Source organism: Martinezella dioscoreae (assembly GCF_009176305.1).
GTDB classification, from domain to species: Bacteria; Pseudomonadota; Alphaproteobacteria; order Rhizobiales; family Rhizobiaceae; genus Rhizobium; species Rhizobium dioscoreae.
The window spans coordinates 1-13,435 of sequence record NZ_BLAJ01000005.1 but is presented as its reverse complement, the minus strand read 5'-3'; the positions used below and the strand labels follow the sequence as shown (position 1 = coordinate 13,435).

At 58.7% G+C, this 13,435-nt stretch carries 13 protein-coding genes; 6 read left to right on the top strand and 7 right to left on the bottom strand.

Features of this window, described 5'->3' with window-relative positions; translation table 11 throughout:
* Positions 1-125: 125 nt before the first annotated feature.
* Together GDN47_RS20875 and GDN47_RS20870 are read left to right on the top strand one after the other, a co-directional pair.
* Entirely contained in the window at positions 126-551 is a 426-nt protein-coding gene (locus tag GDN47_RS20875; RefSeq protein WP_152094172.1) for a VOC family protein, read from the top strand.
* Between the two features lie 253 nt (positions 552-804).
* The gene (locus GDN47_RS20870; RefSeq protein ID WP_113352536.1) at positions 805-1,695 is read left to right on the top strand and encodes a cell wall hydrolase; all 891 of its coding nucleotides are present in this window, start codon (positions 805-807) and stop codon (positions 1,693-1,695) included.
* A 79-nt stretch (positions 1,696-1,774) separates the two neighbouring features.
* Here GDN47_RS20870 and GDN47_RS20865 read toward each other — a convergent pair whose 3' ends face one another.
* The 6 genes from GDN47_RS20865 to GDN47_RS20840 all read right to left on the bottom strand — a co-directional run bounded on the left by GDN47_RS20865 (position 1,775) and on the right by GDN47_RS20840 (position 8,712).
* Complete coding sequence (locus tag GDN47_RS20865; RefSeq protein WP_113333784.1) at positions 1,775-2,197, bottom strand: DUF4864 domain-containing protein; 423 nt, start codon at positions 2,195-2,197, stop codon at positions 1,775-1,777.
* Between the two features lie 57 nt (positions 2,198-2,254).
* The gene (fabF, locus tag GDN47_RS20860) at positions 2,255-3,520 is read right to left on the bottom strand and encodes a beta-ketoacyl-ACP synthase II (RefSeq protein ID WP_113333785.1); all 1,266 of its coding nucleotides are present in this window, start codon (positions 3,518-3,520) and stop codon (positions 2,255-2,257) included.
* Positions 3,521-3,537: 17 nt separating this feature from the next.
* The gene (locus GDN47_RS20855) at positions 3,538-4,044 is read right to left on the bottom strand and encodes a winged helix-turn-helix transcriptional regulator (RefSeq protein ID WP_113333804.1); all 507 of its coding nucleotides are present in this window, start codon (positions 4,042-4,044) and stop codon (positions 3,538-3,540) included.
* A 147-nt stretch (positions 4,045-4,191) separates the two neighbouring features.
* Entirely contained in the window at positions 4,192-4,782 is a 591-nt protein-coding gene (locus GDN47_RS20850; protein WP_113333786.1) for an NADPH-dependent FMN reductase, read from the bottom strand.
* A gap of 136 nt (positions 4,783-4,918) precedes the next feature.
* Complete coding sequence (locus GDN47_RS20845; RefSeq protein ID WP_113333787.1) at positions 4,919-6,820, bottom strand: ABC transporter ATP-binding protein; 1,902 nt, start codon at positions 6,818-6,820, stop codon at positions 4,919-4,921.
* 2 nt (positions 6,821-6,822) lie between these two features.
* Complete coding sequence (locus GDN47_RS20840; protein ID WP_152094171.1) at positions 6,823-8,712, bottom strand: ABC transporter ATP-binding protein; 1,890 nt, start codon at positions 8,710-8,712, stop codon at positions 6,823-6,825.
* A gap of 227 nt (positions 8,713-8,939) precedes the next feature.
* On the opposite strand from GDN47_RS20840, the gene GDN47_RS20835 reads away from it, so the two are divergent.
* Positions 8,940-9,596 (top strand): dihydrofolate reductase family protein, encoded by a 657-nt coding sequence (locus GDN47_RS20835; protein ID WP_152094170.1) that lies wholly within the window; start codon positions 8,940-8,942, stop codon positions 9,594-9,596.
* Positions 9,597-9,640: 44 nt separating this feature from the next.
* On the opposite strand, the gene GDN47_RS20830 is transcribed toward GDN47_RS20835, so the two are convergent.
* The gene (locus GDN47_RS20830) at positions 9,641-10,531 is read right to left on the bottom strand and encodes a LysR family transcriptional regulator (protein WP_152094169.1); all 891 of its coding nucleotides are present in this window, start codon (positions 10,529-10,531) and stop codon (positions 9,641-9,643) included.
* 103 nt (positions 10,532-10,634) lie between these two features.
* On the opposite strand from GDN47_RS20830, the gene GDN47_RS20825 reads away from it, so the two are divergent.
* The 3 genes from GDN47_RS20825 (at position 10,635) to GDN47_RS20815 (ending at position 13,231) form a co-directional block, all read left to right on the top strand.
* Positions 10,635-10,859, top strand: coding sequence for a DUF1127 domain-containing protein (locus GDN47_RS20825; RefSeq protein ID WP_152094168.1), 225 nt, complete (start codon positions 10,635-10,637; stop codon positions 10,857-10,859).
* Positions 10,860-11,200: 341 nt separating this feature from the next.
* A complete protein-coding gene (locus tag GDN47_RS20820; protein ID WP_152094167.1) occupies positions 11,201-12,055 on the top strand; it encodes a D-alanyl-D-alanine carboxypeptidase family protein in 855 nt (284 codons plus the stop codon).
* A 435-nt stretch (positions 12,056-12,490) separates the two neighbouring features.
* Positions 12,491-13,231 (top strand): class I SAM-dependent methyltransferase, encoded by a 741-nt coding sequence (locus tag GDN47_RS20815; protein ID WP_152094166.1) that lies wholly within the window; start codon positions 12,491-12,493, stop codon positions 13,229-13,231.
* The last annotated feature ends 204 nt before the right edge of the window (positions 13,232-13,435 follow it).

Below are 13,435 nucleotides of genomic sequence, written 5' to 3'. Positions count from 1 at the left end.
ACTGCTCCTTGCCACTGGCGATGAGAGCCCGCGACGCGGAACTTGACCATTGTGGTCGAGTGTCCCGCGTTGGCGTGGGCCGGATCGACCGACATGTCTCCGCGGGAAAGCCTTTTGGAGCTGTCATGAGACTGAACCACCTGGATCTGCATGTTCCCGATGTCGCCGCGACGCGGGATTTCTTTATTTCCGTTTTTGGCCTGACGGAGGTGGAAACGCGGGGCGCAAATGGCCTTGCCATCCTTCGCGATGATGCCGGGCTTGAACTTGTCATCAGTCGGCCTGTCGAGAAGTTCGGCGGCGCCGATGGCGTTTCCGTCGGTTGCAATACCTATCATATCGGCTTCATGCAGCCCTCTCGAGAAGCCGTCGATCTGTTGTTCGAACGGGCGAAATCGAGCGGCTGCGAGATCTGGAAACCACCTTCGGCCATACGTGGCAATTGGTCGTTTTATTGTTTCGCGCCGGGGCGAATCCTCGTCGAGGTCGGCTGGCGCATGGAGCTTGCTCTGTTGGTAAATCATTTATTATCGATTGATTGCTATCCTTAACAAACATCATTTTGAGTCGGCTGGAACGGGCTTGCCTTGGGCAATTTCCGTTTCCGGCCATGTTTCAAAGTGAGCTCGACGACAATAAAGCATTGGGAAAAATAGCGAATCGGAATAAACGGTCCATCCGCCTTTGAAAAACGTCATTGGCTGATTTGATTGCGTGGCTGCTTGGAATTTTGAAAAAATCCGGCTAAAACGCATTCTCTTAATCGATAAGGGCTGTACTACCGAAAATAGGAGGCACTTGCCGTTGAGGGCGCAACGCAAATTCGGGGCATGTCTTTCGGGACTATTGGTTGTCGGCCTAGCCGCTACCAGCTGCACGACGACGCAGAAGACAACAGCTACCCCCAGCAATACCACCAAGCCCATTCGTGGCGCGAAGGTTACCTATAATTACACGATGAAGGACAAGGACTGTCTCGAACGTGCAATGTACTTCGAATCGGAGCGGTCCGACCCGAGTGGTTACATGGCAGTCGGTACGGTCGTGATGAACAGGCTGACCTCCGGGGCCTATCCGCCCACGATCTGCGGCGTCGTTGCCCAGGAAAAGCAGTTCGCGCCAGGCGTGATGACCAGGGAAGTCAAGGATCAGGCGAAGCCCGATCTTGAAGTCGCCGCCTCGAAGATCTTGCGCGGCGAACGGCATCCTCAAGTAAAGGACGCCATGTTCTTTCATACTGAGGGCCTGAGATTCCCGTACGATAATATGCACTACGTCGCTTATGCCGGCGGCAACGCGTTCTATGAGAAGCGTGGTCGCGATGGCGAGTTGCAGACGCCTGCGCCGCTTCCGGCTTACGAGGTTGCGATGAATTATGTGCCCACGCAGGGCGCGCCGCAATCTCCGTTCGTCCTGCCGGAAACGCAGCCGGCGTCCACGACGTCTGCCGTTGCGGCATTTACGCCGGTCTCGAACCCGATGGTGACCATGCCGCAGAGCGCCATCGTTATCCCAACTGCAGTTCCGATCCCGACGCCCGCGCCTACGGACATGGCAATTTCAGGACCACTTCCGAACGGCGAGACCACGTACACGAATACGCCTATGCCGGCTTCAACGGTCGTCATTCCGCAGCCACGGCCGGAATTCGACGGCAATACGTCTGCAGGAAATCCGCTTAGAATTCGCGGTTAATAAGATCCGGCCCAAGCCCTATGACAGCGCGTCTCTCCTTTGAGACGCGCTGTTTGCGTTTGGGGGCGAGCAATATGCCTCAGATGCCCTCGCTCGCCGTTTTGGCAAGAATTTGCACGCCGTTGATCTTATAGCTGCCGTCGGGCTGGCGGGTTATCTGATAGATCGCTGTCCAGTCCTTGTCATCGGTGCCGGTGATCAGCACCTCCTGATAGACGACGGCACCGTTGTCGATCGCTCGGCTCTTGCCGAAGGCGTAGTTGCCCGGATGGTAGACCGGCAGATAGTTCTTCCTCACCATGGCGAAGAAGCTGTCCTTATCCGGGAAGAGCGCCTTGATGCCGGGTGCGGCGAAGGAATAGGCGGTCGCCGCATCATCCTGCAGAAAAGCCTCGATTTGTTGCTCAATGAGGCTCTGTGCCGTTTGCACCGGATCTTCCGCGTAAGCGACCGGCATAAAGGCAAAGCAGCAGAGAAAAACGGCGAAAGAAAAAGCGCGCATGTGCATCCTCAGCCATGTGAGAAGAGCTTAGCGCGCTTTGATCTCAAGCAGAAGCGATTACTGCCAGCGGCGGAAGAGGGCGCTGGCGTTGACGCCGCCAAAGCCGAAACCATTGGAGATCGCATAGTCCATGGCCATCGGTCGCGCGGCGCCACCGACGATGTCGATGCCTTCCGCCGCCGGATCCGGATCCTGTAGATTACGGGTCGGCGGCGCTATCTGGTCTCGCAGAGCCATAATCGTGAAGATCGCTTCCATGCCGCCGGCCGCACCCAAAAGATGGCCGGTCGCGGCTTTCGTGCCACTGACGGCGATCGCGCCGTCGCGGCCGAAGACGGTTTTGATGGCTTCCATCTCGCCTCGGTCGCCGACCTGGGTCGATGTCGCATGCGCATTCAGATGCTTGACCTCGGACGGCGAAATGCGAGCCTGGGAAAGTGCTGCAAGCATGGCCCGGCGCGCACCATCGCCATCTTCCGGCCCTGCCGTCATGTGATAGGCATCGGCGGCAGTGCCATAACCGACAAGCTCGGCCAGCGGCGTGGCGCCACGCGCAAGGGCATGCTCCAGGGTCTCGATGACAAGCATGCCGGCACCTTCACCCATGACGAAGCCGTCACGCCCGCTGTCGAAGGGGCGGGAGGCTTCTTCCGGACGGTTGCTGAAGCCGGTCGAGAGAGCACGCGCTGCAGCGAAGCCGCCAAGGCTCACTTTGTCGATGCAGGCTTCGGCACCGCCGCAGATGGCGACATCGGCCTCTCCGGAGCGGATCAGCCGCGCGGCATCGCCGATCGCCTGCACGCTGGCCGCACAGGCGGTGACTGGCGCACCGAGCGGCCCCTTGAAGCCATAGCGGATACTCACCTGGCCAGCGGCGAGGTTGACGAGGAAGGAGGGGATGGTGAAGGGTGACAAACGCCGCACGCCTTTCGTTTCCGCCGTGCGAACCGCATCAGCGATGGCGGGAAAGCCACCGACGCCCGATGCGATCACCGTCGCAGTCCGCTCCAGAGCGTAGATATCCGTCGGTTGCCAGCCCGATTGGAGAATCGCTTCTTCGGCTGCAGCCATGGCGAACAGGATGAAGCGATCCATCTTCTTCTGGTCTTTGACCGGCACATAGCGATCGGCATCGAAGCCAGCCTCTGGATCTTGAGCGATATCGGGAACGACGCCGCCGACCTTGGCCGAGAGATCGCCGACCATCTCCTCAGGCAGCTGTCGGAGGCCGGAGCGGCCCTCGACCAGCCGTTTCCAGCTTGCATTCACACCCACGCCCAGGGGAGAAACCAGCCCCATGCCGGTGACGACGATATGATCCATGTCTTGCTCCTATTATGTCAGGCGTCGAAGCCCAGAAACCATGCTTTCATCTGGGCTATGCGTTCATGAACGGTGTCATCGGCCGCAGGACCGGGCACGAGCATCGTGTCTTCGGGCTGAAAGGCGCGGCCGGTGACGCGGTCGATGAGAAGCGGGTCGCGATCCTCACCGGTATTGGCGTCGACGAGGCGCATTGCGACTTCTTCGGTAGGCAAGTGCCGATTGCCCCAGGTGAAGAGCGCCATCAGCACGGGGAAGAAATCCCGGCCCTTCTCGGTCAGCACATATTCGTAGCGCGGCGGCCGCTCTTGATAGAGTCGCCGCTCGAACAGACCTTCGTCTGTGAGATGCTTGAGGCGCCGCGTCAGGATGTTCGGTGCAACGCCGAGATTTTTCTGGAATTCGTCGAACCGGCGCAATCCCTGCAGCGCATCACGCAGGATCAGGATGCTCCACCAGTCGCCTACGCTTTCAAGCGCACGGGCGGCGGGGCATTTGAAATTGCTGAAGCTGGTTCTCTGCATGGGCGAGGCAGATAGCATGAGTAACTATCATGATGCAAGTTACTATCGCGAAGCTAGATTTGCTCGAAGCAGGAACTCAATCTGCTGGAGCGCGAGGCTAGATGGGAATGAGCGAAATGCGCCTAGCTGTGGCCAGGCCGCGGGTTTTCAGTACGGAGGCGCCTTACGGGCACGCTGGTGTTTTGCCGCCTCGGTCCACCAGGCGAGATCGTCGGCAAAACGGGGAAACGCTTTCGCAAGGGCATCCCCTCCGCTCCCGGTGGGTTTGCCGTCAGCGTCCAATGCTGCCGATATGTTGGCGACGGCAAGCGTGCTTGAGATGACGACCATTCCCATCTCTGAAAGAGTGCCATGCCAGGCAGGCGCCGCATGTGCGCCGGAGAGGCGGCCGCCGGAGTAGCTGGCAATCGCCGCCGGGCGCCAGAACCATTCTTCCAGATAATGATCGGTCAGGTTCTTCAGGCCGGGCTGCATACCCCAATTGTATTCGCCGGTGACGAAAACGAAGGCATCGGCGCCTCGAATTTTTGCGGCAAGCCTCTCCATTGCCGGAGGAGCAGATCCTTTGGGATATTCCTTATACATTCGATCGAGCATCGGCAGGCCGACAGCTTTTGCGTCGATGAGCTCCACGTCGTTTCCACGCTCAATCAGGCCTGCTACGATAAAATTCGCGAGCCGGATGCCGACGCGATCCGAGCGGTAGGAACCGTAGAGAACCAGAATACTGTCGGCCATTATTGATTATGTCCTCACAGTCTTGTGTGGCATGTCTGGAGCAGTTCAGCTCTTCATGGAGTCTTTGAACTGCTCTACCTCATTGTTTCCACGCAATTCTTCACGAAAATCGCTACGCACTTTTCCGGGAATTGCTTTAGGTTCGCGACTCCACCGGTACCGAAGCGGAGACTTCCTCCTCCGGAATATCGTCGAAGGACGCATAATTGAGGTTATAGAGCTTCGAGTAAAGCTTGCCGTTCGCCATCAGCTGATTGTGGTTGCCGCTCTCAAGCAACTGCCCGTTTTGAAGCACGATAATGCGGTCCGCCTCGCGGATGGTGGCCAGACGATGGGCGATGACGAGACCGGTGCGGCCTTCGAGCAGCTTCACCAACGCTTTCTGGATCAGCATTTCGGTGTAGCTGTCGATATTCGCCGTCGCTTCGTCGAGCACGAGGATCTTGGCGTCGGCAACAAGGGCACGGGCGAAGCTGACGAGCTGGCGCTGGCCGAGTGAAAGACCGCCGCCACGCTCGCCGAGAACGGAGTCGTAGCCATCCGGAAGGCGCATGATGAACTCATGCGCGCCGACCGCTTTAGCGGCCTCGATGACCTCTTCGCGCGTCGCCTCCGTCTTGTTGTAGCGGATGTTCTCCAGCACCGTGCCGGTGAAGAGGAACGGCTCCTGTAGCACCATGGCGATCTGGCGTCCGAGCGAATCCTGTGTAAGGGAGCGCACGTCATGGCCGCCGACCAATACCTGACCATGCTGCACATCATAGAAGCGATGGATGAGCGCCATCGAGCTCGACTTGCCCGAGCCCGTCGGCCCGATCAGAGCCACCGTTTCTCCCGGGTTGACCCTAAAGCTGACATTCTTCAGCACAGGGTGCTTCGGATTGTAGCCGAAGATCACATCGCGGAATTCCACCGAGCCGTCCATATCCGGCGACAGCTCGATCGCATCGGGCGCATCCTTGATGTCGACTGGAACGTCGAGCACCTCGGTCAGCCGCTGGCCGGACGCCATGGCGCGCTGCATGACCGAATATTGCATGGTCAGCGAACGGATCGGGTCGAAGAAGCGCTGAATGTAGAACAGGAAGGCGACCATGATGCCGACATCGAGCTTGTGGTTCAGCACCATCGAGCCGCCGACGATGATGACGATCGCCATGGCCATGCCAGTCAGCGTGTCGACGATCGGCACCATGACCTGGGCATAGCGGGCCGCCGTGAGGTGCGTCTGAAGGTTCGCATGGGCCTTGTCGTCGAAAAGCGAGAAGTTCACGCTCTGCCGATGCATGCCCTGGACGGCGCGCACCCCATGGATCGCTTCCGCCAGTGCACCATTGGTAACGGAGTTGGTTTCATGCGCGTTCATGAAGGCGACACGCGCCTTCGGCAGCCAGAACAGCCGCACGATGAAAAGGATCGGCATGACGGAAAGCGTTAGCAGGCCGAGCCGGAAATCCAGCGATAGCATGACGATGACGATGCCGAAGAGCAGGGCTATGTCGCCGACGGAAAGCACTGAAGTTTCAAGGAATTCCTGCATGGAATTAACGTCGCCCTGCAGGCGCGACATCAGGCGACCGACTTCCGTTTTGTCCATGAAGGATAGCGAGACGCGCTGCAGATGCGCAAACATCGCCCGGCGAATGTCGAACAGCACTTCCTCGGCGACCTGGCCGACATAGGTTTCCTGCACATAGCTTGCTCCGTAATTGACGAGGATGGCCGCCGTGAAAACTCCCAGAGACAACCAGAGTGCAGAATAATCTATGGCTCCGGGCGCCATCGCACTGTCGATCGCATGGCGGATGACGAGCGGTATGACGATTTGCGATGCGGTGAAGAGTAGAACGGCCGCAACGGAGATGTAGATCTGCCGCCGATAGGGGCTGACGAAGGCCCAGATGCGGCGGATGATCTTGCTGTCGAAGACCTTGCCGAATATCTCCTCTTCGACGCGATGGGACCCGACCACGGCACGGGGAGGGCGACGACCATCCTCGCGCACATCGTTGCGCTCGGTTTCGATGGTTTCCGACATTGTCATACCTCCCTTTTCGCCCTTTCGAGCGTGCCGCCCGACGTCTTGACGACATCATCCTCAGGGCGAACCTGCAGATCGTAGAGCGCCTTGTACCGCCCACCTGCGGCCAGGAGCTGCTCGTGCGTGCCGCGCTCGACGATCGCGCCATCCTCGATGAAGAGGATCTGGTCGGCATGCATCAGCGAACTCAGCCTGTGCGCGACGATCAGTGTTACTCGGTCCCGGGCGAAACGCTTCATAGCGCTGCGGATGCGCTGCTCCGTCGCGGCGTCAATCGCGGCGGTGGAATCGTCGAATACCATCACGGCCGGCTTCAGCATCAATGTCCGGGCGATCGTCAGGCGCTGACGCTGCCCGCCGGACAGCGACACGCCGCGCTCGCCAACGATTGTCGTGTAGCCGGCTGGCAGGCCGAGGATGTAATTGTGCAACTGCGCCGACTCTGCGGCGCGCTCTATGCGGGTTTCCTTCGCCCAGGGGTCGCCATAGGCGATGTTGTTCTCGATGCTGGTCGTGAACAGGAAGGAATCCTGCTGTACGACGGCAACGTTCTGCCGCAGCGATTGCAACGTCGCCTTGCGGATATCCTGGCCGTCAAGCGTGATCCGCCCGGCCGTGACGTCGTAAAAGCGTGGAATGAGATGGGCAATGGTGGACTTGCCGCTGCCGGGCGGACCAACAATGCCGACCGTCTCCCCGCGCTTTGCCTCGAAACAGATATTCTTCAGCACCGGCCGCATTTCCGAACCTGGATAGCTGAAGTCGACATTCTCAAAACGGAGCGTGCCTTCGGTCACGACGAGCGGCTTGGCGTCCGGCGCATCTTTGATGGGAATATCGAGATCGAGGAGCTCAAACAGGCGCGAACCGCAGGTCGAGGCACGTGCGAAAGCATTCACCATCAGGCCGAGCTGGCGCACCGGCATCTGCAGGATGGTCATGAAGGTCAGGAAGGAGGCCAATGTGCCGACGCTGATCTCCCCATTGATGACCTTCAGGCCGCCGAGCCAAAGCACCAGACCCATGGACACGAAGAAGGAGAGATTCATGGCGCTGGTATTGATGACGCGGATGCCGACGCGCTTGTGGGCAAGGGAAAGCGCATTGTGCGAGGCCCGGTCGAACTTCATGAGTTCGTGTGCCTGCGCGGCGAAGGCGCGCACCACGCGGATGCCACCGAGATTTTCCTCCATCACGCGCGTCAGCACCGAGAGGCGCTCCTGCAGATCGAGCCATGTCGAACGCAACCGCAACTGCGTCACGGAAGAGCGCCACGCCACGAAAGGCACGAAGCTCAGGGCCAAGAGACCGAGCGCGACATCGGTCGACAGCAGCATATAGGCGCCGACGCCGATCAGCATGGTCAGTAGCACCATGCGCACCAGCGCGGTCGAGAAATACATGCGCACGCCTTCGAGATCGAGCAGGCCGACTGTGATGAGATCGCCAGAATGGGCCTTGTCGTGGAAGCTGAAGGAGAGCTGCTGGATCTTCTCATAGCAGGCGAGCCGAAGCTCATAGCCCATATGGTGGCCGACGGCTTCGCTATAGTAGTTCTGCACCATCGTGAACAGGCCGCGCAGAATGCTGATAACCAGCAGCAGCAACGCAGTCGTCAGCAGCGCATTTTCCGCGATCTCGCCGGCGGCACCGCCGGCAACCGCCGTCTGCGTCTGATCGACGGCACGGCCCAAGAGGCGGGGAATCGTCAGCTGCAACGTTGCAGCCACAAAAGTCGCCCCAATGGCGAAGCTTGTCTGCCAGGGATGGCGCAGCGTCATGTGGGTGATCCGGACGATCGTCGACAGGCCCTGGCCCCAACCGACCGCATTGACATGCGCACGCGAAACCAGTGGCTTCGCGGCGCTTCTTGATGAATCGCTGCTCACGCTTTTATCCAGGCATAATTAAACGAGGCGGGCCCGCAGACGGGTTCGTATCTCAAGGAAAATATTGATAGGATGAATTTTGCCGATTCCGTGGCGGCGTTCAAGAGTCAATCGGTCACAAGTCCAACGCGAGCGTTAGATTGCGTGTTTAAAAAATAATCGATGACATGTCGGGATCGAAACCGATGAGACGTCCTCTGGGCACCGTGCCAGAAAAGGAGGATATCATGCGCAAAGTCATAGCGGCAACATTCATCAGTCTCGACGGCGTCATGCAGGCACCCGGCGGTCCGGACGAGGATCCGACCGGCGGTTTTGAGTATGGTGGCTGGGTATTCCCTCACGCCGACGAGGAAACTGGTAAGGCGCTCTTCGAACTGTTCGAAAAGCCGTTCGATCTGCTGCTCGGACGCAAGACCTACGATATCTTCTCGGCTTTTTGGCCCTATGTCGGCGACGACGATCCAATCGGCCAGCGATTCAACAGCGTTGTCAAATACGTCGCAACGCGTGGGGATGCCGAGCTGAAATGGAACAAAAGCCAGTCACTCGGCAAGGATGTCGTGGCGGCGATCAAGGAGTTGAAAGCAGGCGGGGGACCGGACCTTCTCATTCAAGGCAGTGGCGACCTTATTCAGACCCTGCTGCGTCACAGGCTGATCGACGAATTCAAGCTGGTGATCTTTCCGGTCGTGCTGGGCGGCGGCAAGAAGCTGTTCGCCGGCGGAGCGGTTCCTGCCGCAATGAAACTGCTGCGCACCCAGTCTTCCTCTAACGGTGTCATCTTTGCGACCTATCAGCCGGATGGCCCGGTAAAGACCGGCTCCTTCGTCGGGCCGAATCCGTCCGAAGAGGAGATCGAGCGCCGCAAGCGGCTCCAATAACCGATCTGGCCGCGGCTAGGTGTTCGACGAGCGCCCCGCCGCAGTCATACCACGTGTTCCATTGCCTGAATTTCACGCAGCGATTTCATGATTTCGCGAAGGCCCTTGGTGAGATGCTTGTCCCGGCGCAGGACTATCCCGAGCTGCCGTACCAGTCTCGGCCTGAGCGGCGACGTCACCAGAAGATCGGACTTGTCGCGTCTCAGCGCCATGTCCGGGAGGATGGACCATCCGAGGCCCGCGGCGACCAGCTCCTTGATGGCCTCGACGCTACCGAACTCCATGGCCGGTTCCGGGCGGACGCCTCCTGCCTCGAACCATTCGTTTGTCGCGCGGCGTGTGTTGCCGCCTTCGTAGAGCAACAGAGTCCTGTCTTTCATGAATTCCACATCCGGCCCGCCATCCGGCATTAGGCTCCCTTTGGGGGCGACGGCCAAAAGCTCGTCCTCATGGAATGCTTCGACTTCGAGAGAACGGCCGACGGCGGGCAGGGCCACCACTGCGAGATCCAGCGCATTGGCTTCGAGATCCCCCAGAATCTCGTCGATATTGCCAATGCGCACGATGATCTCGAGATCAGGCATGCGTTTCTTTGCCATGGCGATGGCGCGCGGCAAGAGATGAATTGATGCCGTGCCGCCGCTGCCGATCCGCACACGGCCGACCGATCCCTCACGAAAGGGCGTCATCGCCTCCTCCGCCACAGAGCAGGCTTCGATGATGCGCCGCGCATGCGGCAGCAGATCAAGTCCGGCCGGCGAGGGCTGCGCCCGTCGTCCCACCCGCTCGATCAGTTTCACGCCGAGGCGTTGTTCCAGCAGCTTCACCTGCAGGCTGACGGCTGGTTGCGTCAGCCCGACCTTATCGGCGGCAGCCGTGAAACTGCCGAGATCGACGACACTGACAAAGGCGGCCAGTTGATCCAGATTGAGCAATAGAAGAATTCCTTATGGATTGTATAAATACCATAAGCTTCATTCATTGCTTACGCCAGTGCATTCTGAGGTCATGTTGATACGAGCCCCGAGGAGCATGAAAATGACCACCGACATCCATAGGCCGATGCCTATAGCGACAGGCGCAGGTCGTGGTCCGCGAAGGCGTGGAATTTTGCGAAGAGCGCTGGCGAAGTTTCTGGTCTATCTCGAAAAGCGTGAAACGAGGTGGGACCTGCGTGATCTTACTGACGATCAGCTTCGCGATATCGGCATGACGCGCGCCGAAGCGCGTGCCGAGGTCAATAAGTCCTGGTTTTGGGGATGAGGCAAGTCGCTCAAAGCGCGCGAGCCATCGGGCCGAACGCCTTAAATAGCGTCGCGATTCTCACTGTGTTTGGCACGTTCATCGCTGCAATCAGGCCGGCATAATCCTTATTCGCGGCGCGAAATCGTAACTCATTCAGGCGCAATCAACCGCTTGTGATCCAGCCCAGCCAATATTGAAAAGAGCAGGGGGTTATTGCCGTATAACCCTTTTTTTCATGGCGCCGTTCTTTTTTCCGCCATAGATTTGCCCGATCCATCGCCTTCGAAAAGCGGCGAATATTCACTTTCGATCGCCCGCGCCCCGTCACAGATTTCACTCACAGGAAACGCAGACAAACCATGCTCAAGAAGACCTCCATGCTGCTCGCCGCGGCAATTTCGACCGCGTCGCTCCTCGGTGCAGCGTCGTTGGCGCAGGCCGGGCAGGCGAGTTATGTGGTGGATGCTCATAGCGGTCAGGTGCTGGAGGCATCGAACGAGAACGAGCTGAATTTCCCGGCATCGCTCACCAAGATGATGACGCTCTATCTCGCTTTTGAAGCACTGCATGCCGGTCATCTGAAATGGGATCAGAAATTGACCATGTCGGAGAATGCCGAGAGCAAGGAACCGTTCAAATTCGCCATTGGCGCAGGCCGCAAGGTCACTGTACGCGAAGCTGTCGAGGGCATCATCGTGCTGTCCGCCAACGATGCAGCGGTTGTGATCGGCGAGCAGCTTGGCGGTTCCGAGGATAATTTCGGCAAGATGATGACTGCAAAGGCGCATCAGCTCGGCATGAGCAATACGGTGTTCAAGAATCCTTCGGGCCTGCCGGACCCGGAGCAGGTCACGACGGCCCGTGACATGGCAACCCTCGGCGTAGCGCTGATGCGTGACTTCTCGGAGGAGTTCAAGCTCTTCTCGATGCGCGGCATCAAGTTCCGTGGCATGAAGCTGCGCGGCCACAACAACCTCATGTATCGCTACGCTGGAGCCGACGGCATCAAGACCGGCTATACCGATGCCTCCGGCTACAATCTCGTGACCTCGGCGACGAAGAATGGCCGCCGTGTTGTCGGCGTGGTGATGGGTGAGAAGACCGCTGAAATTCGCGACAACAAGATGGCAAGCCTTCTGGATACGTATCTGGCCCCTGTGGCGACAACAGCCACGCTGTCGACCGGAACTCCCAAGCAAAGCTCTGCCAACTGAGTTCGGCCTGATTTCAGAATCCAGCCAGCCATTCATCTTTGGGCGGCCACCAAGAGGGTGGCTCCGCGGAGAAGCCGATCCTGCCACATTGTGCCTATCGTGGAGGGCAGGGATCGGGTTTCTTCGTGCAAACGTGCGATGAAAATCCCGACTACTGCTCGCTGAGAGGGCTCTCTCGTGGCGAATAATCAAGTAGTGATTGCCGAACTGGCGGGCTGCCCTATGTCTACAGCGGAAGTTGCTCGTTCGCTGCGCTTATCATGTTCTGGTAGGAAACAGCGCCGAACTGCGAATTCGCGTAGGCGGAGATATCTGGTTTCAGTTTGTATTCTCCGTAAATGAAGGATCCATCATGGGCCGCGACCGGTCTGATGCTCCTTGCAATATAGATTTCGCAAACATTTCAACGCATTAGGTCAAGTTGGGAGGACCGGGATGACGTATGATGCACGTTTGGCGCGTGAGCGCGACTTTCATAATGAACGCTTCGGTGCAGTGGAGGAGCGCAAGGAGGACTCGTTCTATTTCGCGGTAAAGCCCGCCGTGGATGCGTATTGGCGGCTGGTGAGGGCGGCCTGTCCCGAACAGGACGTGCTCGAATACGGATGCTCAAACGGCATGAGCAGCATTGGTCTTGCACACTCCGCCAGGTGGATTACCGGGATCGACATTTCGGATGTCGCTATTCAGCAGGCCACGAACACGGCGGCTCTCCGCGGAATCGAGAACGTGACGTTCCAGGTCGATAATGCAGAGGATATGAATTTGCCGTCAGCGAGCTTTGACGTCGTTTTCGGCAGCGGCATCCTCCATCACCTCGTCCTGGATAAATCGCTGAGCGAGATCCGACGCGTGCTGCGACCCGGCGGCAAAGCCTTCTTCTTCGAGCCGCTCGGCCACAATCCCGTGATCAATCTCTATCGCAACCGGACGCCAGAGGCTCGTACTGTCGATGAGCATCCGCTTTTGAAATCGGATTTCGAGATCGTGCGCAAATATTTCTCGAAGTGCGATCTGGAATTCTTCGGGCTCGCTGCACTCGCGTCCATTCCGTTTCGCAAGAGCCCGTTCGGCGCCGCGGTTCGGGGCACCGGCGAGCGGATCGATAATCTGCTGCTGAAAATCCCGGGTGTCAGATGGCAAGCCTGGATCGTCGTCATGGCTTTGGAAGCATGACGGGCCTGCCGGGCCATTGAAGTTCAGCCAGCCATAATGGCGAGGAAGCTACCGAGATGCATCGGGCCGACGCTGAAGGATAAGCGCTGTTATCCACATCGACGTGGGGGCGGGTATGCTCTCACGTCTTCCTTGCGAGTGACAACCCATTGGTATCATTCGCAAGTCGCACTTCATCCTTGAACCCACCCCGGCTACAAGCAA